This is a genomic window from Streptomyces sp. NPDC012935, assembly GCF_042900345.1.
In the GTDB taxonomy this organism is placed as follows: domain Bacteria; phylum Actinomycetota; class Actinomycetes; order Streptomycetales; family Streptomycetaceae; genus Streptomyces.
The window spans coordinates 230,386-251,618 of record NZ_JBIBBC010000010.1 but is presented as its reverse complement, the minus strand read 5'-3'; the positions used below and the strand labels follow the sequence as shown (position 1 = coordinate 251,618).

24 protein-coding genes and 1 pseudogene are annotated in these 21,233 nt (G+C 71.2%); 14 read left to right on the top strand and 11 right to left on the bottom strand.

Going from position 1 to position 21,233, the window contains the following annotated elements; all coding sequences use genetic code 11:
• Positions 1-165 precede the first annotated feature (165 nt).
• Positions 166-1,116: a DMT family transporter gene (locus ACFY5C_RS24810; RefSeq protein WP_389447601.1), complete on the top strand. Its 951-nt coding sequence runs from the start codon at positions 166-168 to the stop codon at positions 1,114-1,116.
• A gap of 72 nt (positions 1,117-1,188) precedes the next feature.
• Here the strand turns inward: ACFY5C_RS24810 and ACFY5C_RS24805 are convergent, their stop codons facing one another.
• Positions 1,189-1,821: an FMN-binding negative transcriptional regulator gene (locus ACFY5C_RS24805; RefSeq protein ID WP_389447599.1), complete on the bottom strand. Its 633-nt coding sequence runs from the start codon at positions 1,819-1,821 to the stop codon at positions 1,189-1,191.
• The gene (locus ACFY5C_RS24800; RefSeq protein ID WP_389447597.1) at positions 1,821-2,504 is read right to left on the bottom strand and encodes a pyridoxamine 5'-phosphate oxidase family protein; all 684 of its coding nucleotides are present in this window, start codon (positions 2,502-2,504) and stop codon (positions 1,821-1,823) included. The genes ACFY5C_RS24805 and ACFY5C_RS24800 overlap by 1 nt, the downstream gene beginning before the upstream one ends.
• Before the next feature lie 71 nt (positions 2,505-2,575).
• On the opposite strand from ACFY5C_RS24800, the gene ACFY5C_RS24795 reads away from it, so the two are divergent.
• Positions 2,576-3,907, top strand: a complete 1,332-nt coding sequence (locus ACFY5C_RS24795) for an aminotransferase class I/II-fold pyridoxal phosphate-dependent enzyme (protein WP_389447595.1) — start codon at positions 2,576-2,578, stop codon at positions 3,905-3,907.
• A 21-nt stretch (positions 3,908-3,928) separates the two neighbouring features.
• On the opposite strand, the gene ACFY5C_RS24790 is transcribed toward ACFY5C_RS24795, so the two are convergent.
• Entirely contained in the window at positions 3,929-4,969 is a 1,041-nt protein-coding gene (locus ACFY5C_RS24790) for a DMT family transporter (RefSeq protein WP_389447593.1), read from the bottom strand.
• Between the two features lie 38 nt (positions 4,970-5,007).
• Between ACFY5C_RS24790 and ACFY5C_RS24785 the strand changes: the two genes are divergently transcribed.
• Positions 5,008-5,916 carry a LysR family transcriptional regulator gene (locus ACFY5C_RS24785; protein WP_389447591.1) on the top strand — a complete coding sequence of 303 codons (909 nt, stop codon included), beginning with the start codon at positions 5,008-5,010 and terminating at the stop codon, positions 5,914-5,916.
• Positions 5,917-5,922: 6 nt separating this feature from the next.
• Here ACFY5C_RS24785 and ACFY5C_RS24780 read toward each other — a convergent pair whose 3' ends face one another.
• Entirely contained in the window at positions 5,923-6,390 is a 468-nt protein-coding gene (locus ACFY5C_RS24780) for a pyridoxamine 5'-phosphate oxidase family protein (RefSeq protein WP_389447589.1), read from the bottom strand.
• 135 nt (positions 6,391-6,525) lie between these two features.
• Between ACFY5C_RS24780 and ACFY5C_RS24775 the strand changes: the two genes are divergently transcribed.
• A complete protein-coding gene (locus ACFY5C_RS24775; protein ID WP_389447587.1) occupies positions 6,526-7,176 on the top strand; it encodes a cysteine hydrolase in 651 nt (216 codons plus the stop codon).
• On the opposite strand, the gene ACFY5C_RS24770 is transcribed toward ACFY5C_RS24775, so the two are convergent.
• On the bottom strand, positions 7,163-7,645 hold the full coding sequence (locus tag ACFY5C_RS24770) for a Rieske (2Fe-2S) protein (RefSeq protein WP_389447585.1): 483 nt from the start codon (positions 7,643-7,645) through the stop codon (positions 7,163-7,165). The genes ACFY5C_RS24775 and ACFY5C_RS24770 overlap by 14 nt on opposite strands.
• Positions 7,646-7,864: 219 nt before the next feature.
• On the opposite strand from ACFY5C_RS24770, the gene ACFY5C_RS24765 reads away from it, so the two are divergent.
• Positions 7,865-8,629 carry a HipA family kinase gene (locus ACFY5C_RS24765; RefSeq protein ID WP_389447583.1) on the top strand — a complete coding sequence of 255 codons (765 nt, stop codon included), beginning with the start codon at positions 7,865-7,867 and terminating at the stop codon, positions 8,627-8,629.
• A complete protein-coding gene (locus ACFY5C_RS24760) occupies positions 8,626-9,042 on the top strand; it encodes a DUF3037 domain-containing protein (RefSeq protein ID WP_389447582.1) in 417 nt (138 codons plus the stop codon). Before ACFY5C_RS24765 ends, ACFY5C_RS24760 begins: the two co-directional genes overlap by 4 nt.
• Before the next feature lie 35 nt (positions 9,043-9,077).
• Here the strand turns inward: ACFY5C_RS24760 and ACFY5C_RS24755 are convergent, their stop codons facing one another.
• Positions 9,078-9,695 carry an excalibur calcium-binding protein gene (locus tag ACFY5C_RS24755; RefSeq protein WP_389447580.1) on the bottom strand — a complete coding sequence of 206 codons (618 nt, stop codon included), beginning with the start codon at positions 9,693-9,695 and terminating at the stop codon, positions 9,078-9,080.
• Positions 9,696-9,992: 297 nt separating this feature from the next.
• Between ACFY5C_RS24755 and fabG the strand changes: the two genes are divergently transcribed.
• The 5 genes from fabG to ACFY5C_RS24730 all read left to right on the top strand — a co-directional run bounded on the left by fabG (position 9,993) and on the right by ACFY5C_RS24730 (position 14,735).
• Entirely contained in the window at positions 9,993-10,754 is a 762-nt protein-coding gene (gene fabG / locus ACFY5C_RS24750; RefSeq protein ID WP_328429133.1) for a 3-oxoacyl-ACP reductase FabG, read from the top strand.
• A gap of 19 nt (positions 10,755-10,773) precedes the next feature.
• Positions 10,774-11,535: an SDR family oxidoreductase gene (locus ACFY5C_RS24745; RefSeq protein WP_328429134.1), complete on the top strand. Its 762-nt coding sequence runs from the start codon at positions 10,774-10,776 to the stop codon at positions 11,533-11,535.
• 227 nt (positions 11,536-11,762) lie between these two features.
• Complete coding sequence (locus ACFY5C_RS24740) at positions 11,763-13,343, top strand: ABC transporter substrate-binding protein (RefSeq protein WP_389447579.1); 1,581 nt, start codon at positions 11,763-11,765, stop codon at positions 13,341-13,343.
• Between the two features lie 118 nt (positions 13,344-13,461).
• Complete coding sequence (locus ACFY5C_RS24735; protein ID WP_389447578.1) at positions 13,462-14,145, top strand: uracil-DNA glycosylase; 684 nt, start codon at positions 13,462-13,464, stop codon at positions 14,143-14,145.
• A 119-nt stretch (positions 14,146-14,264) separates the two neighbouring features.
• On the top strand, positions 14,265-14,735 hold the full coding sequence (locus ACFY5C_RS24730; protein ID WP_389447673.1) for a hypothetical protein: 471 nt from the start codon (positions 14,265-14,267) through the stop codon (positions 14,733-14,735).
• 139 nt (positions 14,736-14,874) lie between these two features.
• On the opposite strand, the gene ACFY5C_RS24725 is transcribed toward ACFY5C_RS24730, so the two are convergent.
• From ACFY5C_RS24725 to ACFY5C_RS24715, 3 genes are all read right to left on the bottom strand, one after another.
• Complete coding sequence (locus ACFY5C_RS24725) at positions 14,875-15,375, bottom strand: hypothetical protein (protein WP_389447576.1); 501 nt, start codon at positions 15,373-15,375, stop codon at positions 14,875-14,877.
• 112 nt (positions 15,376-15,487) lie between these two features.
• A complete protein-coding gene (locus ACFY5C_RS24720; protein WP_389447574.1) occupies positions 15,488-15,997 on the bottom strand; it encodes a DinB family protein in 510 nt (169 codons plus the stop codon).
• Between the two features lie 57 nt (positions 15,998-16,054).
• On the bottom strand, positions 16,055-16,645 hold the full coding sequence (locus ACFY5C_RS24715) for a TetR/AcrR family transcriptional regulator (protein WP_389447572.1): 591 nt from the start codon (positions 16,643-16,645) through the stop codon (positions 16,055-16,057).
• A gap of 104 nt (positions 16,646-16,749) precedes the next feature.
• Here ACFY5C_RS24715 and ACFY5C_RS24710 point away from each other — a divergent pair, with 104 nt between their 5' ends.
• Positions 16,750-17,976 carry an FAD-dependent monooxygenase gene (locus tag ACFY5C_RS24710; RefSeq protein WP_389447570.1) on the top strand — a complete coding sequence of 409 codons (1,227 nt, stop codon included), beginning with the start codon at positions 16,750-16,752 and terminating at the stop codon, positions 17,974-17,976.
• Positions 17,948-18,853 carry a Gfo/Idh/MocA family protein gene (locus tag ACFY5C_RS24705; RefSeq protein ID WP_389447568.1) on the top strand — a complete coding sequence of 302 codons (906 nt, stop codon included), beginning with the start codon at positions 17,948-17,950 and terminating at the stop codon, positions 18,851-18,853. The genes ACFY5C_RS24710 and ACFY5C_RS24705 overlap by 29 nt, the downstream gene beginning before the upstream one ends.
• Here ACFY5C_RS24705 and lnt read toward each other — a convergent pair.
• Entirely contained in the window at positions 18,777-20,357 is a 1,581-nt protein-coding gene (lnt, locus tag ACFY5C_RS24700; RefSeq protein WP_389447566.1) for an apolipoprotein N-acyltransferase, read from the bottom strand. The two genes, ACFY5C_RS24705 and lnt, sit on opposite strands and share 77 nt — an antisense overlap.
• A 109-nt stretch (positions 20,358-20,466) precedes the next feature.
• Positions 20,467-20,952 carry a nuclear transport factor 2 family protein gene (locus tag ACFY5C_RS24695; RefSeq protein WP_389447565.1) on the bottom strand — a complete coding sequence of 162 codons (486 nt, stop codon included), beginning with the start codon at positions 20,950-20,952 and terminating at the stop codon, positions 20,467-20,469.
• Between the two features lie 66 nt (positions 20,953-21,018).
• Here ACFY5C_RS24695 and ACFY5C_RS24690 point away from each other — a divergent pair.
• Positions 21,019-21,218, top strand: a pseudogene (locus tag ACFY5C_RS24690) (DUF4291 family protein); the annotation flags it as partial.
• Positions 21,219-21,233 lie beyond the last annotated feature (15 nt).

Genomic DNA, 21,233 nt, shown 5'->3' with positions numbered 1-21,233 from the left:
ACTCCACGGCACTCGTTCTTCCGCCTCCGGCCGCCTGAGGCGGGCCCTCCGGAACGCCTGCCCGGCGTCACGCCGGGCGGAACGGTGCTGCCCGCAGACGAAGTCCACGGATCCCGCTGACCCGGGCTCCTTCCAGCACTTCTGCATGTCTGCGGAGAAAAACTCGTGTCGAACACCGCTGTCTCCGGCCTGCCCATCGGGCGTGGCCTTCTCTGTCTGATCGTCGCCGGTGCCGCCTGGGGCACCGCGGGCGCCGCCGCCTCCCTGGTCTACCGCGCCAGTGACATGGGGCCGGTCGCCCTCTCCTTCTGGCGCTGCGCGATCGGTTTCGTGCTGCTGCTGACCGTCCGCCTCCTGCGGCCGCGCGTGCGTGTGCGGGCGCAGGCCGTCGCATCCGAGCCCCTCGGTCGCAAGGCGCTGCGGGCCGGGGCCACGGGCATCGGGCTCGCCGTGTTCCAGACGGCGTACTTCGCTGCCGTCGACGTCACCGGACTCGCCGTGGGCACGGTCGTCACCCTCGGCGCCGGCCCAGTGTTCATCGCGCTCGGCGCCCGGCTGACGCTGGGGGAGCGACTCGGCCGTGGCGGCGTCGCGGCCGTGGCCGGTGCGCTCGTCGGGCTCACGGTGCTGGCCCTCGGCGGCGAGGGCGCGACCGTACGGCCGTGGGGCGTGCTGCTCGCGCTCGTGTCCGCGGCCGGGTACTGCGTGATGACCCTGCTGACACGCAAGTGGGGCCGCGACGGCGGGGCCGACGCCGCCGGTACGTCCGTGCGGTCCTTCGCGGTCACCAGCCTGTGCCTGCTGCCGTTCGCCCTCGCCGAGGGACTCGTGCCGCACGCGGCCGAACCTGTACAGCTGGCCTGGCTGCTGGCGTACATCGCGGCCGTCCCCACCGCCCTCGCGTACGCCCTCTACTTCGCGGGCGCCGCGGCCGTACGGTCGGCCACCGTGTCCGTGATCATGCTGCTGGAGCCGGTCAGCGCGGCAGTGCTCGCCGTCCTCCTGCTCGGCGAGCACCTGACGGCACCGACCCTCGCCGGCACCGTGCTGATGCTCGGCTCCGTCACAGGGCTGGCGGTGGCGGAGGCCCGGGGCGCGCGGCGGCTGCCGGCGTGAGCGCGGAGGGGCCCCGCACCGCCCGGTGCGGGGCCCCTTGGGTGAGGGGAGGGTCGTCGATCGCCCGTTCGCTCAGGCCGGGCGTCGACGCAGCATGTGGTCGCGAGCCGCCGCGTCACCCGGACCGGCCCGTTCCGTCAGCCTCGCGGCGATCCGGTCCTGCACCTCCGCCGTGCGCCTGCCCGCGTACTTGAACTTGGCGCGGACGCCGGTGACTTCGAGCCGCAGCCCGCGGACGCCGGACAACAGCCTGCCGAACGGTGCCTCGCCGACCGCCACCTCGGCCGAGCCTCCCTCCGGCTGGAAGTGGCCGACCTGGCGGTTGAGGAGCTCGGCCTTCTCGGCCGGGTCGTCCACGACATGGGCCCGGCAGCGGAGCTGGACCGCCGCGTAGAAGCTGGTCGGTTCGCCGTGCTCGGGCGGCGCGTCCGGTGCCGCCTGCCACGGGCCGGGCACGTAGGCGTAGTCGTCGACCACGCTCAGCACGACCTCGGGGTGCGCCAGCAGCGCGGGCCACATCGGGTTCGGGCGGGCCAGGTGGGTGACGACCTCGCCGCGCTCGGCGTCGTAGGCGAAGTGCAGTGGCTGGGCGAACGGCGGCTCGCCGTCCGGGCCGTTGACGACGAGGTGCCCGAAGTCGTGGACGGCCAGCCACCGCTGCCACTCGGCGTCGTCGCGGGGCGCGTCCCAAGGGTGGATCAGCATCACAGCGCCCTGAGGTAGTCGGGGAGCTCGGTGCCGGGGGCCAGGTCGGGGTCGCCGACGGGCGCGTCGTAGCCCTTGCGCAGCGGAACGACGCCGGCCCAGTGGGGGAGGGTGAGGTCCTCGGGCTCGTCGTTCACGCCGCCGGTGCGGAGCTTGGCGGAGACCTCGTCGAGGTCGAGGCGGATGACGGCGGTGGCGGCCAGTTCCTTCTTGTCGGCGGGCCGTGAGTCCCGGGACCGGCCGGCCACGACGTGGTCGACGAGCGCGTCCAGGGCGGTCCGCTTCTCCTGCGGGTCCGTCACGTCGTACGCGGTGCCGTGCACCACCACGGACCGGTAGTTGATCGAGTGGTGGAAGGCCGAGCGGGCCAGGATCAGCGCGTCGACATGCGTGACCGTCAGGCAGACCGGCAGTCCCGGGTCGGCCCGGCCGGTCATCCGCAGCGGGCGTGAACCCGTCGAGCCGTGCACGTAGAGCGTCTCGCCGACCCGGGCGAACAGCGTGGGGAGCACGACTGGTGCGCCGTCGCGGACGAATCCGAGGTGGCAGACGTAGGCCTCGTCGAGTATCGCGTGCACGAGTTCCTTGTCGTACGAGGCCCGGTCCGGGGCGCGCGTGGGGACCGTGCGGTCGGTCGCCGGATAGGCGGCGGGCTGCTGCGTCGGCTGTGTGGTCCCCTGCATTTCGGTCTCCCTTGCGATGCGCCTGGCGATGCGTCTTGCGATCTCTATTGCACTAGTGCATAATCTGTTTTGTGCTAGAAGGATATCCGATCGAAGGGCGTCGCGCAGCGGACATTGCGTCGAGCGTCGAGCGTGCGGTGGGTGCCGGTGACCTGGAACCGGGTCAACTTCTGCCTCCCATGCGGGACTTGGCGGCGGAGCTGGGCGTCAATCCCAATACCGTCGCGGCCGCCTACCGGACCCTGCGGGAGCGCGGAGTCATCGAGACGGCCGGGCGCCGGGGCAGCCGGGTGCGCCCCAAGCCGGCCACGACCGGGCGCGAGTCCATCCGGGTGCACGTGCCGGAGGGCGTACGGGACGTGGCCGGAGGCAACCCGGACCCCGCCCTGCTGCCGGCCTTGGCCAAGGCGTTCGCGGCGGCCGCCGAGCAGAACGACCGGGAGCCCGTCATGTACGGGGACGCTGCCGTGGAACCGGAGCTGGCGCGCAGTGCGCGGGCCGCATTCGACGCCGACGGCGTCCCGGACGGTCCGATCGCCGTCGCCTCCGGCTCGCTCGACGTGATCGAACGCGTCCTCGCGGCCCACCTCAAACCCGGCGACACCGTCGCCGTCGAGGACCCCGGCTGGGGCAGCCTGCTCGACCTCGTCCCGGCCGTCGGGCTTCGAACGGCCCCCGTCGGCGTGGACGACGAGGGCCCGCTGCCCGACGACGTGCGCCGGGCCCTGGAGGCGGGGGCGCGCGCCCTGATCGTCACCGACCGGGCGCAGAACCCGACGGGCGCGGTCGTGACCGCCGCACGCGCGCGTGCCCTGCGATCCGTGCTGACGAACCACCCGGACGTCCTGCTCATCGAGGACGACCACGGTCACGGCATCGTCGACCTGCCCCTGCACGCCCTCGCCGGCACCACCCGCAGCTGGGCCTTCGTCCGCTCGGCCGCCAAGGCCTACGGCCCCGACCTGCGGCTCGCCGTCTTCACCGGCGACCCCGTCACCGTCGACCGGGTACGCGGACGCCAGCGCCTCGGTCCCGGTTGGGTGAGCCGCCTCGGCCAGCGGGCCCTCATGCGGCTGTGGGCCGAGGGCGCCGTCGACCCGACGAGGGTGGCAGCGGCGTACGCCGCACGCCGTGACGCGCTGATCGCGGCGCTGGCGGAGCGGGGGGTCACGGCGCACGGCCGCAGCGGCCTGAATGTGTGGGTGCCGGTGCCCGACGAGACGGGCGCGGTGGCCCGACTGCTGCACGCCGGCTGGGCGGTGGCGCCGGGCGCACGATTCCGCATGAGCGCACCCCCCGGAATCCGGATCACGGTCGCGACTCTCGCCCCGGACGAGGTCACCCCGCTGGCCGACGCGGTGGCGACGGCGGTGGCGTCGACGCCGGCGAGGGGCTACGCATGACTCGGCCGGGCATGGCGACCATCAGGTGCCCCGCTTCACCTGAGTGAGCGCCGCCCCCACAAGGACGATCGCCGCCCCGACCGGTGTGGTCCAGGTCAACGACTCGCCGAGCACAGCGACACCCGCCACCGTGGCGATGACAGGAATGAAGTACGTGACCATCTGGGCCGTGGTCGGCCCGACCTCCGCGACCAGCCCGTACTGAATCAGAACCGCGAGCCCCGTCCCGAGCGCTCCCAGCGCCACGATCGCGAGCAGCGGCAGCATCGGAAAGCGGGTCGGCGCGGCGGTGAACACCGGCGTCACAACGGCAAGTTGCACCGCGGCGAGCAGCAACTGCGCACCGGTGAGCGACAGATGCGACGCACTCGAGCCGGCCAGTGTGCGCCTGACGTATATCCAGCCGATCGGGTAGCTCAAGGAGGCCAGCAGCGCCATCGCCGTCCCCGTGGCATCCAGCCCGTGAAAGCCCTGCCACGCTCCGAGCACGGTCAGAACGCCGATGAAGCCGACGCCGAGCCCGGCGACCCTGATCCGAGTCGGCCGGTCTTCTGAGAGGGCGACCAGGGACAGGGCCATCCCCCACAGCGGCGAGGTCGCGTTGCAGATACCCGCGAGGGTGGACGGGATCGTCAGCTCGGAGTACGCGAACAGGGAGAACGGCAGCGCGTTGAGCAGGAACGCGGCGACCGTCAGATGCCCCCAGGTCCGGGCCCCCCGCGGCAACCGCTCCCGCTTCACCGCCATCGCGACCGCGAGCACCGCCGTGCCGAACACCAGTCGGCCCAGCGTGACCTGGAAGGGGGCGTAGCCGTCGGTGCCCACCTTGATCAGCAGGAAGCTGAATCCCCAGATCAGGGACAGTGCGGCGAAGCGCAGCCGCCAGTCGAGGCGGGGGCGGGGCGTGGCCTCGGCCGGTGCGCGGGAGCCGGTCGAGGCGGGGCTGGGGGAGACGGGGCTGGTGGAGACGGAGCTGGTGCAGGCGGAGCCTTTGGAGGCGGACCCGGAGGAGGAGGCGGTGCTCATGGCAGCAACGATCCGCCACACAATCTCGTAGCACAATCGAGTTTTCCGGCCCGATATCTCGTAGCATTGCTTACATGTTGAACCTGGAGCGCCTGCGCACCCTCGACGCCCTCGCCCGGCACGGCTCGGTCAGTGGCGCCGCCGAGGGCCTGCACATCACGACGTCGGCCGTTTCGCAGCAGATGTCCAAGCTGGAGCGGGAGATCGGCCAGCAGCTCCTCGCCAGGAACGGCCGGGGTGTGCGGCTCACGGACGCGGGGCGGCTGCTCGCCGAGCACGCGGCGCGCATTCTGTCGCAGGTCGAGCTCGCCCAGTCCGATCTGGAGGCACAGCGCGGCCAGGTGGTCGGTGAGCTGCGCCTCGTCGCGTTCCCCACCGCACTGCGGGGACTGTTCCCCGCCGCGCTCACCACCTTGCGCGCCGGCCATCCGGCGCTGCGCCTGCGGTCGCGGGAGCTCGAGCCCGCGGACGGTGTCGCCGCAGTGGTCCGAGGGGACGCCGACCTGGCCGTCGTCCTCGACTGGTACAACAAGCCGCTGCCCATGCCGGAAGGGCTCGCCAAGGCCGCGATCCTCGACGACCGTGTCGAGATCGCCATGCCCGAGGGGCACCCGCTCGCCGACCGGCGCGAGGTCGACCTGGAGGACTTCGCGGACGACGAGTGGGTCGCGTGGCCCGAGGGCGAGTTCTGTCACGAGTGGCTGGTCTACACGCTGCGCACCAAGGGCATCGAGCCGCGCATCGCCCATCGAGCGGAGGAGCATCACACCCAACTCGCGCTGGTCGCTGCCGGGTTGGGCGTCTGCGTCGCGCCCCGGCTGGGCCGTGACCCGATGCCGCCCGGGGTGCGGGTCGTGCCCGTCCGCCATCGGGTCCACCGGTATGTGTACGCGGTGTGGCGTGCGGACGCCGACCGCCGCCCGTCGATCCGGGCGGCGGTGGAGGCCCTGCAGGCGGCGGCCGAGAAGATCGCCAAAGGCTGAGGACTCCTAGCGCGACCCCAGTTTCCGGAAGTCCCAGGACACGATCTTCTGCGGCGTCAGCCGCATCCAGGCGTGCCTGCCGTCGTGCGGCATCTCGTCGAGACCGAAGTTCTTGCGCGCGAACAGCGTCTCGGGGACGTCGAGTTCGGCGCGCAGCTCGCCGACACGCGGGATCTCGCCCACGAACTCGACGGTGCCGGACAGCTCGACGCCGCGCAGCTGCTCGTAGTCCTCACCCGTGTCGATCACGACGGCGATCCGCGGATCACGGCGCAGCTCCGTCCACCGCTTGCTGCGGACCACCGAGTACAGCCACAGCGAGTTGCCGTCCCAGGCGAACCACAGCGCGCTGACATGCGGGAAGCCGTCGGCGGACACCGTGGCGACCCGGCAGGTGCGCTGTGTGGCGAGGAACTCGTCCAGCTCACCGGGCGTCATCATGATCTTCCGGCCCCGGCGCTGAGTGACGGTCATGCGGCCCCCTCTTCTCTCACGTCGTGCCAGAGGAGAGATCCTCTGACATCACGTCAGAAAAGGATGAGTCGTCTTCCGTCCACACGCAATGGTGGCTACGCTCGCCCGCCCACGCCGTCGGCCACAGGGGGAACCATGCCGTCGCCCGCAGAGCTCAGTGAACTCCTCGACCCCGCGACCACCGTCCTGCTCACCGTCGAATGCCAGCAGGGCGTCGTCGGACCGGACAGCGCGCTGCCCGAACTCGCCGAGGAGGCCCGTTCCTCGGGCGCCCTCGGCAACGTCGCCCGGCTGGTCGCCGCCGCCCACGAGAGCGGCGTCCAGGTGATCCACGCGATCGCCGAACGCCGCCCCGACGGCCGCGGCGCCAACCACAACGCCCGCCTCTTCCGCGCCGCCGAACGGCTCCCCGTCCAGCAGCTGTCCGGAACGACGGCAGTACGTGTGGCGGCGCCGATTCAGGTCACCGAGGAGGACCTCGTCGTACGACGGCTGCACGGCCTGTCCCCGATCCAGGGCACCGACGTCGACGCACTGCTGCGCAACCTCGGCTGTCGCACGCTCGTCGTCACCGGTGTCTCGGCGAACGTCGCGATCCCCAACACCGTCTTCGACGCGGTGAACCGGGGATACGTCGTGGTCGTGCCCCGGGATGCCATCGCCGGGGTGCCCTCCGACTACACCCCGGCGATGATCCGCCACACCCTCGCATTGGTCGCCACGGTCGCGACCACGGACGAGGTACTGGGCGGCCTCAAGCGTCCGTCCAGGGTCAGGCGAGGGTGATCGAGTCGCCCGACACGCTGATCTGCTTGGCGGCCAGCGGCTGCGTCGCGGGACCCTTCTTCACACTGCCGTCGAGTACGGAGAACTGGCTGCCGTGACAGGCGCAGGAGATGGTGTCCTCCTTGAGGTCCGTCATCGGGCAGTTCTGGTGGGTGCAGATCGTGGAGAACGCCTTGTAGTCGCCCGCCGCGGGCTGCGAGACCACCACCTTCTCGTCGCTGAAGACCTTGCCACCGCCCTCCGGGATGTCGGCGGTCTTCGCGAGCGCCGCACCGCCGGCACCGGCGCCCCCGGACGAGCCCGCTTCGGTGGTCGCGCCCGCGCCCGCGCCCTGTTCGGTGGACGAGCCGGACGCGTCGTCGTCCGATCCGCACGCGGTCAGCGCAACGGCGAGCCCCGCCGCGCCGACCGCCGCCACGACGGTACGGCGGCTCGGGCCCGACACGGGCTGAACTGATTCGCTGGTCATGCTGACGTTCCTTCCGGTCATTCGTGATCTGCCGAGAGGTACGGTCCGTTCGGACCGGCTGTTCAGACGCTGTCGAAATCCTGACCCGCTCCCGACTGGACGTGGGTAAAGCGGAGCTGTCGGTTCCCTGTCGAGGGCTGTCGGTTTGCTGTCGACGCGACGGCGCACCGCACCCCGGGCCGTCCCCGGGCGCCGTCCCCGCGCCAGTAACCTGGGGCGATGCTCAAGGAAGTCATCGCGACCCGCTACATCACGCCGCTGCGTGAGGGCGGCTCGCTGCCGGGGCTCGTCGAGGCCGACGACTTCGGGACGTACGTCATGAAGTTCACCGGCGCCGGACAGGGCCGCAAGACGCTCGTCGCGGAGGTCGTCTGCGGTGAACTCGCCCGCAGGCTGGGCTTCCGGGTGCCCCGGCTGGTGACCGTGGAGCTCGACACGGTGCTGGGTCTCGGCGAACCCGACCAGCAGGTACAGGAGTTGCTCAGGTCCAGCGCCGGCACCAATCTCGGCATGGACTTCCTCTCCGGCGCGCTCGGCTTCGACCCCCTCGCCTTCGAGGTGAGCCCCGAGGACGCCGGCCGAGTCGTCTGGTTCGACGCCCTGGTCAACAACGTCGACCGGTCCTGGCGCAACCCCAACCTGCTGATGTGGCAGGGCGAACTGTGGCTCATCGACCACGGCGCGACCATGATCTGGCAGCACAACTGGCCCGGCGCGCAGACCTCGGCGGAACGCCCGTACGACGCCTCCGACCACGCCCTCGCCCGCTTCGCACCCGACGTGCGGGCAGCCGCCGCCGAGTTGGCGCCGCTGGTGACGGAGGACCTGCTGACCGAGGTGACCGCCGAGATCCCGGACGTGTGGCTGGCCGCCGAGCCGGGCTTCGACACCGCGGACGACCTCAGGCGGGCCTACGCGCGGCCGCTGCTGGCTCGGGCAGCCGTCGTCCACGAGCGCGTCAACGGAATCGAGGGGACCAAATGAGCGACCGCCACTTCATCAGGCCGGGACAGGGCGGCGACCGCGACGTCTTCGAGTACGCCGTCCTGCGCGTCGTACCCCGCGTCGAGCGCGGCGAGTGCATCAACGCCGGCGTGCTCGTGTACTGCCGGGCGAAGTCCTACGTCGCTGCCCGGACCGACCTGGACGAGACGAGACTGCGCGCGCTGGACCCCGATGCCGACGTCGCAGGGGTACGGGCCGCACTCCGTGCCGTCGAGGGCGTCTGCGCGGGCGGCGACGCGGCGGGGCAGGGCGCCGGCGACGACCCGGGGCGACGCTTTCGCTGGCTGATCGCGCCCCGCTCGACGGTCGTGCAGCCCGGACCCGTGCACACGGGTCTCACCGACGATCCGGCGGCCGAGGCGGAGCGGCTGCTGGACCTGCTGGTGCGGTGACCGCCCCCGCGTCCGCAACGCACGCGCGCCTGGCGTCAGCCCCTGCGCCGCTTCAGCGCGTAACCGGCGGCGAGCGCGGAGCCCGTGACGAAGGCCAGCCCGATGGCGATGTCCCAGCCGCCTGGACCGGACGTCGTGCCGCCGCCGATCCCGCCTCGCGTGCCGCGGGTCGGGGTGACGGTGGCACGAGGGGTGGCAGGTGTGGCGGTGGCACGTGGAGTCGCAGGTGTGACAGGAGCGGCCGGTGTGGCCGGCGTGGCAGGAGTGATGGCAGTGGCTGGAGTCTCAGGCGTCACGGGCGTCGAGGGACGGGTCCTGGGGCGCGTCGTGGACGAGATGATGCCCCCGTCGTCCCCGTTGCCACCGCGGTCTCCGTTACCGCCGCGGTCTCCGTTGCCCCCGCGGTCCCCGTTACCGCCGCGGTCTCCGTCGCCACCGCGACGCGGCAGCGTCTCACAGGCGATCCCGTCGTCCCGTCCCTGATCCTCGTCGAGCCGATGAGGATCGTCGCGGTCCGACTCGAAGAGAGCCTGCGCGTCCTCCTGGTAGGTGAAACTGCGGCAGTCCAGTTCCTGTGCGTGAGCGGGTTCGGCGAACGGCACAATCGCGGCGATCACGAACAGCGTGCCGACGGCACCGGTGCGACGGCGCATGGAGCGCCTCCTTTCCGGCCATCGATGACTTCGCGCTTCGACGCTAGGTGCCCTTGTGCTCGGCGGCTCGCAGCCGTAGGCCGTTCGGGTGTGCACGACGGGACACGGCCGAGCACGGGCCATGGCTCGGTACGCCCGGTTCGCTCCGGTCGTACGGGGAATCGATCACACGCAGCCGGTCGGCCGTTGACACCGGGTGCCAGGGCTTCTAGCGTCACGTCTGCTGAAGGTACTAAGCGGTCGCTCACCATCGGGCGCTCCGCACGAGCCGCATCTCGAGGGCGAGGAGAACCAGCAATGTCCACCACTGAGCAGCGGGTCGCCGTGGTTACCGGCGGAGCGCGTGGCATCGGTGCCGCCACCGCCGTACGACTGGCCGCAGAGGGCCGCGCGGTAGCCGTGATCGACCTCGACGAGGCCGCCTGCAAGGACACCGTGGAGAAGATCACCGCGGCCGGCGGCAAGGCCATCGCCGTCGGCTGCGACGTCTCCGACGAGGCACAGGTCGAGGCGGCCGTCGCGCGGATCGCCGAGGAGCTCGGCGCCCCGACCATCCTGGTCAACAACGCGGGCGTGCTCCGCGACAACCTGCTGTTCAAGATGAGCGTCGCCGACTGGGACACCGTCATGAACGTGCACCTGCGCGGCGCCTTCCTGATGTCCAAGGCCTGCCAGAAGCACATGGTGGACGCGGGCTTCGGCCGGATCGTCAACCTCTCCTCGTCCTCGGCGCTGGGCAACCGGGGCCAGGTCAACTACTCGGCCGCCAAGGCCGGCCTCCAGGGCTTCACCAAGACGCTCGCCAAGGAGCTCGGCAAGTTCGGCGTCACCGCCAACTCCGTCGCGCCCGGCTTCATCGCCACCGAGATGACCAAGGCCACCGCCGACCGCGTCGGCATGGGCTTCGAGGACTTCAAGGCCGCCGCCGCCACCCAGATCCCGGTCGCGCGGGTCGGCGAGCCGGACGACATCGCCAACGCCATCGCCTTCTTCACGGGCGAGGCGGCCGGATTCGTCTCCGGACAGGTGCTGTACGTCGCCGGCGGACCGCTCGACTAGGGACTGGGAAGGCACGAACATGACTGAACTGCCTGAACTCTCCGGCAAGGTAGCCCTCGTCACGGGCGCCAGCCGAGGCATCGGCTACGGCGTCGCCGAGGCGCTCGTCGCACGCGGCGACCGCGTCTGCATCACCGGCCGCAACGAGGACGCCCTCAAGGAGGCCGTCGAGCAGCTCGGCGCCGAGCGCGCCATCTACGTGGCCGGCAAGGCGCACGACGAGGCCCACCAGGCCGTCGCCGTCGAGCGCACCATGGAGGCCTTCGGCCGCGTCGACCACCTGGTCAACAACGCCGGTACGAACCCGGTCTTCGGGCCGATCGCCGACCTCGACCTGGGAGTCGCGCGCAAGGTCTTCGAGACCAACGTGATCTCGGCGCTCGGCTTCGCCCAGAAGACCTGGCACGCCTGGCAGAAGGACAACGGCGGCGCGATCGTCAACATCGCCTCCGTCGCGGGCATCGCGCCCTCGCCGTTCATCGCGGCCTACGGCGTCAGCAAGGCCGCGCTGATCAACCTGACCCAGCAGCTGGCGCACGAGTTCGCGCCCAAGGTGCGGGTCAACGCGATCGCCCCGGCCGTGGTGAAGACCAAGTTCGCGCAGGCCCTCTACGAGGGCCGCGAGGCGGAGGCCGCCGCGGCCTACCCGCTGGGCCGGCTCGGCGTGCCCTCCGACATCGGCGGCGCCGCCGCGTTCCTCACCTCGGACCAGTCCGACTGGGTGACCGGGCAGACGCTGGTCGTCGACGGCGGAATCTTCCTCAACGCCGGCGTCGGCTGACGGACGGGACCGCTGCACGGTTGACGCGCAACCTCGACACGGGCGCCGCTGGACACCAGCGGCGCCCGTGTCGACGTATCAGGAGATCCCTGTCAGAGGGCGAACGACCGGTGACAACGTAGTCACCACAAGATCGAACAAGTGCTCATTGAGACGGGAGGTCCAACGGCCGGAACACTGCGGTATGGTCTGCCGACCCTTGGTATGGCAGATCGAGGAGCGTGCGCGTGTTCAACCGGATCCGACGCCTGCGGCAGGTGGCGGCCATCGCGTCCATATCGTCCCTGGTGGCAGGGTGCGGAGTCCTCTCGTCCGACTCGACGGACGAGGAGGGGCCGATCGTCGTGGGGACCACCGCGGCCCCCAGCACCCTTGATCCCGCCGCGTCCTGGGACAGCTCCTGGGAACTGTTCCGCAACATTTATCAGACACTGCTCAGCTATCCCTCGGGCTCGGCGGCACCGGAGCCCGACGCGGCCGAGAGCTGCCAGTTCACCGACAGCTCGAGCATGAAGTACCAGTGCGAGCTGCGCGAGGGACTGAAGTTCTCCGACGGGCACACGCTCGACGCGAAGGCGGTCAAGTACTCGATCGACCGGATCCGGAAGATCAACGTCAACGGTGGCCCCGCGGGTCTGCTCGGCAGCCTCGAACGGGTCCAGGTGCTGAACGACCGCGAGATCGTCTTCCACCTCAACAAGGCCGACGCCACCTTCCCGTTCGTGCTCGCCACGCCCGCGATGTCGATCGTCGACCCTGAGGACTACCCGGCGGACAAGCTGCGCGAGGACGGCACGATCGTCGGCTCCGGGCCGTACACCCTGGAGTCCTACGAGGAGGGCAAGCGGGCCGAGCTCGTCAAGAACGACAGCTACCAGGGGTACGCGGAGCGCAAAAACGATGCGGTAACCATCCGTTACTTCCAGGACTCGCCCCCCATGGTCGCGGCTCTGCGCAACAAGGAGCTCGACGTCGCCTTCCGGGGCCTCGCCGCCGACGACATCGTCGATCTCCAGGCCGACGACGACGACGAGCTCCAGCTGATCGAGGGCTCCGGCACCGAGATCAACTACCTGGTCTTCAACCCGAAGGACCCGATGGCCGGCAAGTCCGCCGTCCGCAAGGCCATCGCCCAGGTCATCGACCGCCCGGCGATCGCCCACAAGGTCTACCGGGACACCGTCGAGCCGCTGTACTCCATGGTCCCCAAGGGGCTGACCGGACACACCACGGGCTTCTTCGACGACTACGGCGAGCCCAACGCGGACAAGGCCCGCTCGATCCTCTCCGACGCGGGCATCACGACCCCCGTCCCGCTCAAATTCTGGTACACCAGCGACCGCTACGGCTCCGCGACCAAGGCGGAGTTCGAGGAGCTGAAGAGCCAGCTCGAGAAGTCCGGTCTCTTCGAGATCACTCTCAAGAGCCGCCCCTGGAAGACGTACGTCGCGGGCTACCAGAAGGGCGAGTACCCGGTGTTCGGGCGTGGCTGGTTCCCCGACTTCCCGGACGCCGACAACTTCATCGCGCCGTTCGTCGGCGAGCAGAACGCGCTCGGCACGCCGTACGTGACGCCCAAGATCACCGAGACCCTGCTGCCCAATTCCCGCGCCCAGAGCGACCGGGCCAACGTGGTCAAGGACTTCGAGGACGCCCAGCGCATCCTCGTCGACGACGCGCGGCTGCTGCCGCTGTGGCAGGGCCGGCAGTACGTGGCCGCGAGCGCCGAGGTCTCGGGCGCCGAGCGGGCGCTGGACCCGTCGACGATCATGATGATGGGGGAGCTGTACCGCAAGACCAGCTGGTAGCGGTGGGATGTGCGGTGGGCGGGGCGATTGTCAGTGGTCGCCTGTAGGTTCTGAGGCCTGGAGGTGACCGCGGTGCGGTCGCCTCGCACCGTTCGCCGTACATCGTAAGGAAGTTGACGTGACCGACATCGCCATGCTGCCCGAGTCCTGGCGCGGGGTTCTGGGTGACGAGCTTCAGCAGCCCTACTTCAAGGAGCTGACCGAGTTCGTCGAGGAGGAGCGGGCGAAGGGTCCCGTCCACCCGCCGCGCGACGAGGTCTTCGCCGCGCTGGACGCGACGCCGTACGAGCAGGTGAAGGTCCTGATCCTCGGCCAGGACCCCTACCACGGCGAGGGCCAGGGTCACGGTCTTTGCTTCTCGGTGCGCCCCGGCGTGAAGACCCCGCCGTCGCTGCGCAACATCTACAAGGAGATGCGGGAGGAGCTCGGCCTCCCCGTCCCCGACAACGGCTATCTGATGCCCTGGGCCCAGCAGGGTGTCCTGCTGCTCAACGCGGTGCTGACGGTCCGCGGCGGCGAGGCCAACTCGCACAAGGGCAAGGGCTGGGAGAAGTTCACCGACGCGGTGATCCGGGCCGTGGCCCACCGGCCCGACCCCGCGGTGTTCGTGCTGTGGGGCAACTACGCGCAGAAGAAGCTCCCGCTCATCGACGAGACGCGGCACGTGGTGGTCAAGGGCGCGCATCCCTCGCCGCTGTCGGCGAAGAAGTTCTTCGGCTCCCGCCCTTTCACGCAGATCAATGAGGCGGTGGCTGCGCAGGGGCACGACCCCATCGACTGGCGGATCCCCGACCTGGGCTGAGCCGGACCGGGCCGGTCCTGCCCCGGACCGGCCCGGTGCCGTACGGAGCCGCCTGACCGGGTTTGCCGGTGGGGGCCGTTAGCGTCGAGGGATCAGTCGACGAGGGCCCGGAGGACGCGGTGGCGGAGCGACAGGAGCGTACGGCGCCCGATGCCGTGCTGACGCGGATCGGGCAGGTCGTCATGCTGCATCACGCGGGGGACCGCGAGGAGGCCCGGCGCCGGCTGCTGGACCTGTGGACGGAGCTCGGCGAGGACGGGGACCCGCTGCACCGCTGCACCCTGGCGCACTACCTGGCCGACACACAGGACGACCCCTCGGACGAACTGGCATGGGACCTGCGGGCGTTGACCGAGGCCGAGAGTGCCGGTGTAGGCGACGGACGTGACGCGCCGGCCGTACGGGCGCTGTATCCCTCGCTGCATCTGAATCTGGCCGCCGACTATGTGAAGCTCGACCGCGCCGAGGCCGCCCGCGTCCATCTGCGCCGGGCGCGGGGAGCGGCGGGGGCGTTGGCGGACGACAGGTACGGGGACGGGGTGCGGGCGGAGATCAGGCGGTTGGAGGTGTGGTTGGGGGAGGGTCCGTAGCGGCAGCTGGGGGAGCGGGGACGGCTGTAGCGGCAGTTGGGGGGAGCGGGGGACGGCTGTAGCGGGAGCAGGGGGCCAGAGCCTGGCAGCACCAAGCGGGCGGCGGATATCAGCTCGCTCGCCTTGGCTCACCTGCCGCTCAACGGCCGTACGTCTGCTCGCAGATCCTCGACTCCGGGCTGTCGGCCCGCCAGCCGCCGTACTGCTTGCCCAGCGCGCAGACGTTCGTGTTCTTCGGGACGTCCGGGCGGGTCGAATCCGGCACGTCGGGGATCTTGAACGGTGGGGCCTTCGGTTCCTCGGGGGCCGGGCGGCGGGGCTCATGGCGTTCGGGACGGGAGTGGGGGCGCGCGTCAGTGGCAGGTGGTGTGTGCGCCGGCGGCGGGGAGCCGGGGGACGCCGAGCGTGCGGCGGACGCCGAAGGGGTCGGGCGGCGGGACGGGCCGATGAAGGCCAAGGCCTCGCGAGCCGGTGCCTGCACGATCTCGGGGTCCCGGTGCCCGCTCGGCTGCGGCGCCGACGGCCGGGACGGTGCCGCCGGCGCCTCGGACGTCGGCGGTCGCTCGACGGTCGTACAGCCGGAGAGGGCCGAGACGGCCACGGTGACCAGGAGCGTTGCGGTGGTCGTCGTTCGATGCACCCGCGCAACTCTGCTGGGTTCGGCGGCCGTTGGGACAGCGGACGAGCGAACCTTGCTCCCTACGAGTGATCTCTGACCCCGTAAGGGCGGCGAGCTTCCGCCGCGGCTGACGTCAGTCGCCGGTGGCGCCGTCGGCGCGCTCGCGGAGCAGGTCGGCGTGGCCGTTGTGGCGTGCGTACTCCTCGATCATGTGGGTGATGATCCAGCGCAGATTGAAGGGCTCACCCCTTCTGCTCCTGCCCTTGGCGAGGCCGTCCAGACCGAAGCCGGCCGCGTTGCGACGGGCGTTGTCGATCTCGGTCCGCCAAGTCGCGTGCGCCTCGTCCCAGGTGTCGGCCTCGGTGAAGTGGAAGTCGCCGTCAGGGTCGTCCTCGCTGCAGTAGAGCACCCCGAGGTCCTCGTCCAGCAGGATCTCGTGGAACCAGAACCGCTCGACCTCCGCCATGTGCCGCACCAGCCCCATCAGGGTCAGCTCGGACGGTTCCACGAAGGCGGTCCTGAGCTGGGCGTCGGTCAGGCCTTCGCACTTCCAGGCGAGGGTCTGCCGGTGGTAGTCCAGCCAGCCCTCCAGCATGGTGCGCTCGTCGGCGGTGGTGTCGGGCTCATGGCGTTCGATGGTCATGCCCGCATCGTTGCCCAACTCGGCCCGTTTGACGAGGACTTTTCACGGCCGCAGAACTCACCGGCCGAACATTCCGTCGAGCAACTCGCGCAGGCCCGCCCGCACCTCCGCCAGGCTCGGCACCTCCGAGCCGAAGGATCCGGCCACGCAGCTGAACAGCAGTCCGTCCGCCCAGGCGACCAGTGACAGCACGTGCCGGGCCGGGTCCGTGGAGCCCATCGCTGTCACCAGGGCGGTGAGCTGGTCGCGGAAGCGGGCCCCGGTCGCGTCGAAGTAGGCGCGCAGCTCGGGGCGGCGCGTGGCTTCCAGGGCCAGTTCGTAGCGGGCCAGCGTCAGTTCGCGGTTGCGGGTCAGGGCGCGGTGGGTCGCCAGGGCCAGGCCGTCGACCACCGTGTCGAGACCGCCCCGCGGGTCGGGCAGCTCCTCCAGCGCCAGTACCCGCGCCTCGCGGTCGGCGAGCCGCCGCAGGGTCAGTTCCAGCAGCGCCTGCCGGGTGCGCGCCAGATTGGACGTCGAGCCCTGGGGGAGCCCGGCCGTCTCGTCGACCGCCCGGTGCGTCAGCCCGCGCATCCCACGCTCGGCGAGCAGCGCCAGGGCGGTGTCGGCGACGAGATCGGAGCGCGCGGCGCGCGGGGTGTGCTCGGGCATGGAGATCAACCTACCTCCCGTACTACGTCTGTAGTGCGTCGCACTACAGGTGTAGTACAGTCGACACGCTGGGACACTACATCTGTAGTTACGCAGGAGGAGTCATGGCACAGTCCAAGCGAGCCGTCGTGATCGGCGGCGGTATCGGCGGCCTGACCGCTGCCGCCGCACTGCATCAGAGCGGCTGGGACGTCACCGTCCTGGAGCGGGCCCCGTCCCTGGAGCCGGTCGGTGCGGCCATCTCCCTCGCGCCCAACTCCCTGCGCGCGCTGGACGTCATCGGGCTCGGCGACGAGATCCGCGACCTGGCTGCCTGGCAGGGCGACGGGGGAGTGCGCACACCGTCCGGACGCTGGCTCTCGCGCACCGATGCCGACGCCGTGGCCGCACGCTTCGGCGGCCCCCTCGTCCTCCTCCACCGGGCCACCCTCATCAACAGCCTCGCCGCGCTGCTCCCGTCCGGGGCCGTCCGCACCGGGGTCGCCGCGACCGTCACCGACCCCGGCGACGCCGACCGCCCGGCGCGCGTGGTGACCTCAAACGACGCGATGGAGGCCGACCTCGTGGTGGCCGCCGACGGCATCCGGTCCGCCGTCCGCCCCGTGCTCTTCCCGGACCATCCCGGCATCGTCTACTCCGGTTTCACCACATGGCGGGTCGTGGTCCCGGTGCCCGGCGCGAAGTTCGCCTCGCACGAGTCCTGGGGCCGGGGCCGCATCTGGGGCTCGCACCCGCTGAAGGACGGCCGGGTCTACGCCTACGCCGCCGCGATCACGCCCGCCGCAGGGCGCGCTCCCGACGACGAGAAGGCCGACCTGCTGCGCCGCTACGGCGACTGGCACGACCCGATCCCCGCGATTCTCGCGGCCGCCCGCCCCGAAGATGTCCTGCGCCACGACGTCCACCACATCGCCGAGCCGCTGCCCGCCTACCACCGCGGGCGGGTCGCCCTGGTCGGCGACGCCGCGCACGCCATGCCGCCGATGCTCGGGCAGGGCGGCAACCAGGCCGTCGAGGACGCCGTGGTCCTCGCCCACCACTGCGGCGACCTCGCCGCCTACACGGCAGCCCGCCTCCCGCGTACGACAACCCTCGCCCGGCAGGCCGTCAAGGTCGCCCGCCTGAACCTGATGACCAACCGCGCCGGGATCGCCGTACGCAACACCACGCTCGCGGGCCTGTCCAAGGTCGCGCCCGCGCTGTTCCTGCGGAGCTTCGAGGCGATCGCCGACTGGGGGCCTCCGCAGCAGTCGTATGCTTCCAGGCAGACCCCGGCAGGCAAGCAGTTGAGGAGAACACCCCGTGAAGGTCGGCTGCATCGGACTCGGTGACATCGCGCAGAAGGCATACCTGCCGGTGCTCGGTGTGCAGCCCGGGGTGGAACTGCATCTGCAGACCCGTACGCCCGCGACGCTCGCCCGGGTGGCCGACGGCCTCCATCTGCCTCCGGAGCGGCGGCACACGGACCTCGACTCGCTCCTCGACCAAGGTCTCGACGCCGCCTTCGTGCACGCGCCCACCGTCGTGCACCCGGAGATCGTGACCCGGCTGCTGGAGGCGGGCGTGCCGACGTACGTCGACAAGCCGCTCGCCTATCAACTCGCCGACTCCGAGCGGCTGGTGGCGCTCGCCGAGCGGCGGAACGTAAGCCTCGCCGTCGGCTTCAACCGGCGTTACGCCCCCGGGTACGCGCAGTGCGCCGATCATCCGCGCGAGCTGATCCTGATGCAGAAGAACCGGATCGGGCTGCCCGAAGAGCCGCGCTCGATGATCCTGGACGACTTCATCCACGTCGTGGACACGCTCCGCTTCCTCGCGCCCGGCCCGGTCGACGACGTGACGGTGCGCGCCCGCGTCGAGGGCGGGCTGCTGCACCATGTCGTGCTGCAACTCGCCGGGGACGGCTTCACGGCGCTCGGTGTGATGAACCGGCTCAGCGGATCGGCCGAGGAGATCCTCGAGGTATCCGGGCAGGACACCAAGCGTCAGGTCCTCAACCTCGCCGAGGTTGTCGACCACAAGGGCCAGCCGACCGTGCGGCGGCGCGGTGACTGGGTGCCGGTGGCCCGCCAGCGCGGCATCGAGCAGGTGGTGCTCGCCTTCCTCGACGCCGTGCGCGCGGGCAAGGTGCTCAGCGCCCGGGACGCGCTGGCGACCCATGAGCTGTGCGAGCGGGTCGTACGCGCGGTTCAGGAGCAGGGCGCCTGAACCGGGGCCGCAGCGTCCGTATGCCCTCGGTCGCTGCCCACGCGGCGATGATCAGCAGTGCCGCCTGCAGCGGCCAGTCGCCGAAGCGGACGTACGGCGTGACACCGCCGGCCAGCGGAACCTCGTAGACCGTGCTGGCGCTCTCGCTCGTCCCCAGCCAGGAACCCATGCGCTGTCCGCTGGGGCCGTACACGGCGGAGACGCCGGTCAGCGTCGCGTGCACCATCGGCCGACCGGTCTCCGCGGCGCGCAGTGCGGCCAGCGAGGCGTGCTGCTCCGGGGCCCAGCTCTGCTGGAACGTCGAGGTCGCCGACTGGGCGATCAGCACCTCGGCGCCGTGGTCGACCAGGTTGCGGCTCATGTCGGAGAACGCGGACTCGAAGCAGACCATCGGGCCGATGCGCAGCCCGTGCCCGGCGTCCATCACGACCTGCTCGGTGCCGCGCCGGCGGTCCTCGGCGGCCGCCTTGCCGACGGAGGTGGCCCAGCCCAGCATCGAGCGCAGCGGTATGTACTCCCCGAAGGGCACCAGGCGCATCTTGTCGTAGCGGGCGCCGGTCGGGCCGTCCGTGCCGACGAGGATCGAGCTCTTGTAGATGCCGGGCCGGTCGGAGCGCTGCGCGTCCACGTTGACCAGGATGTTCGCCCCCGTCTCGCGGGACAGTGCCGCCAGGCGGCGTGCGAAGTCGGGCCGGTCGTCGAGGTCGTAGCCGACGCTGCTCTCGCCCCAGACGATCACGTCGACGCCCTGGCCGGCCAGCTCACGGGTGAGCTGCTCCTCCCGGTCGAAACGCCGCTCCGGCCTGTCCGCGCCCTGGATGACGCCCGGCTGCACCACGGCGATCCGGACCCGGTTCTCGACGTCCGGGCGCGGGGACCACACCCAGGCGGCCGAGGCGGCGACGGCCGTGGCGAGCACCCCGGCCAGCGCGGGGACCCGGCACCTGCGCAGCACCACCAGCACGGCGACCGCGACATTGACGCCGACTATCAGGAAGCTGATCAGCCACACGCCGCCCACCGAGGCGACCCGCAGCGCCGGCTCCACCTCCCACTGACTGGAACCCAGCACGCCCCACGGCCCGCCGAGCCCCTGCCACGAGCGCACGAGCTCGATCAGCAGCCAGCCGGAGGGCAGCACGACGAGGGCCGCCACGACCCGCCCCGGCGACGGCCGTGCGGCCAGGAAGCGGCGCACCAGCCAGCCCCAGGGAGCCCACAGCGCACCCAGCAGGGCGGCGATGACGAACGTGAAGACATGCAGGTTCGGCAGCAGCCAGTGGTGCATCGCCAGCATGAAGCCGAAGCCGCCCCACCAGCCGTCGTGCAGCGCCCGCCGTCCGGTCGGGGCGGAGCGCAGCAATGCGATCCACGGGACCAGGGCGACGTACGCGAACCACCACCACGACGGCTCGGGGAAGGCCAGCACGGGCAGCGCGCCGGCGAGAACGGCGGTGATCGAACGCCGCCACGGGGAGGTGAGCCAGTGGTTGATCGTCTGCATGCATCGCCTCCTACCCCGTTGTCCCTCCAGTGTGAGGCCAGGCACTGACAGTGGGACAGTGGGCGTCCGCTCAGGTGATCACGGCAGGTGGTCACGTCAGGTGGTCACGTCAGGTGGTCACGGCCGGTGCGGTCCGGTCGGGCAGGCGGCGCCACTTCTCCTGCACGATCACCTCGCGCAGCCGCCAGCCGTCCTCCGTGCGCAGGAGCCCGAAGGCGTAGCGGCCGCCGCACACGAAGTCGGGGGCGGAGGAGCCGTCGCCGTCCGCGGCGAACCGCATCGGATTGATGTAGTCGGCCTGCACCCTGGCCGTGTCGCCGATGTCCTGATCCAGGATCCCGAAGCGCACCCTGCGATTGACGATCAGGTGCTGCCGCATCGAGAACAGCCGCATGCTCTCCGCGAGCCACGTGGCGACGCTCCCGGAGTCCCCCTCGATCCCGCCGGCCGACCGGTAGTCCGCGCGTCCATCCGGGGTGAACAGACTCCGGTACGCCTCCCAGTCCCCGTCGTCCACGGCCACCGCGTACTCGGTGACCATTCCGTCGACCGCCAGCCGGTCCCTCAGGGTGGCGAGCTCCACACGCTGCGTCATCGGCTCAGTGTTGGGCATGAGGTGCACGGAGCCAAGGGGGTGTGCAGCGATATTCACTGGATGGGGATGCGGCCAGGGGGCGAAGCTGTCCCCGTGAATGATCAGAACGACCAGCCCGCCGAGCGCGAACCCAGGTTCCGTGTGCGCGCCCGGCACACAGAGTCCTCCGTCACCGTCTATCAGGCCTACCGTCCCGAGATCGGCCGGGCCGCGGCGGGGAGCGGGCGCTTTCCGGCTTCCTGAGTCGCGACCGTATGACGTGGGTCATCAACCCGCGTTCA

Coding starts and splice junctions, on each gene's coding strand:
- ACFY5C_RS24695 (WP_389447565.1), bottom strand. CDS start 20,952: ATGACGCAGCGTGTGGAGCTCGCCACCCTGAGGGACCGGCTGGCGGTC.
- ACFY5C_RS24805 (WP_389447599.1), bottom strand. CDS start 1,821: ATGCTGATCCACCCTTGGGACGCGCCCCGCGACGACGCCGAGTGGCAG.
- ACFY5C_RS24780 (WP_389447589.1), bottom strand. CDS start 6,390: ATGACCGTCACTCAGCGCCGGGGCCGGAAGATCATGATGACGCCCGGT.
- ACFY5C_RS24770 (WP_389447585.1), bottom strand. CDS start 7,645: ATGACCAGCGAATCAGTTCAGCCCGTGTCGGGCCCGAGCCGCCGTACC.
- fabG (WP_328429133.1), top strand. CDS start 9,993: ATGTCCACCACTGAGCAGCGGGTCGCCGTGGTTACCGGCGGAGCGCGT.
- ACFY5C_RS24715 (WP_389447572.1), bottom strand. CDS start 16,645: ATGCCCGAGCACACCCCGCGCGCCGCGCGCTCCGATCTCGTCGCCGAC.
- ACFY5C_RS24775 (WP_389447587.1), top strand. CDS start 6,526: ATGCCGTCGCCCGCAGAGCTCAGTGAACTCCTCGACCCCGCGACCACC.
- ACFY5C_RS24785 (WP_389447591.1), top strand. CDS start 5,008: ATGTTGAACCTGGAGCGCCTGCGCACCCTCGACGCCCTCGCCCGGCAC.
- lnt (WP_389447566.1), bottom strand. CDS start 20,357: ATGCAGACGATCAACCACTGGCTCACCTCCCCGTGGCGGCGTTCGATC.
- ACFY5C_RS24710 (WP_389447570.1), top strand. CDS start 16,750: ATGGCACAGTCCAAGCGAGCCGTCGTGATCGGCGGCGGTATCGGCGGC.
- ACFY5C_RS24765 (WP_389447583.1), top strand. CDS start 7,865: ATGCTCAAGGAAGTCATCGCGACCCGCTACATCACGCCGCTGCGTGAG.
- ACFY5C_RS24755 (WP_389447580.1), bottom strand. CDS start 9,695: ATGCGCCGTCGCACCGGTGCCGTCGGCACGCTGTTCGTGATCGCCGCG.
- ACFY5C_RS24760 (WP_389447582.1), top strand. CDS start 8,626: ATGAGCGACCGCCACTTCATCAGGCCGGGACAGGGCGGCGACCGCGAC.
- ACFY5C_RS24745 (WP_328429134.1), top strand. CDS start 10,774: ATGACTGAACTGCCTGAACTCTCCGGCAAGGTAGCCCTCGTCACGGGC.
- ACFY5C_RS24800 (WP_389447597.1), bottom strand. CDS start 2,504: ATGCAGGGGACCACACAGCCGACGCAGCAGCCCGCCGCCTATCCGGCG.
- ACFY5C_RS24720 (WP_389447574.1), bottom strand. CDS start 15,997: ATGACCATCGAACGCCATGAGCCCGACACCACCGCCGACGAGCGCACC.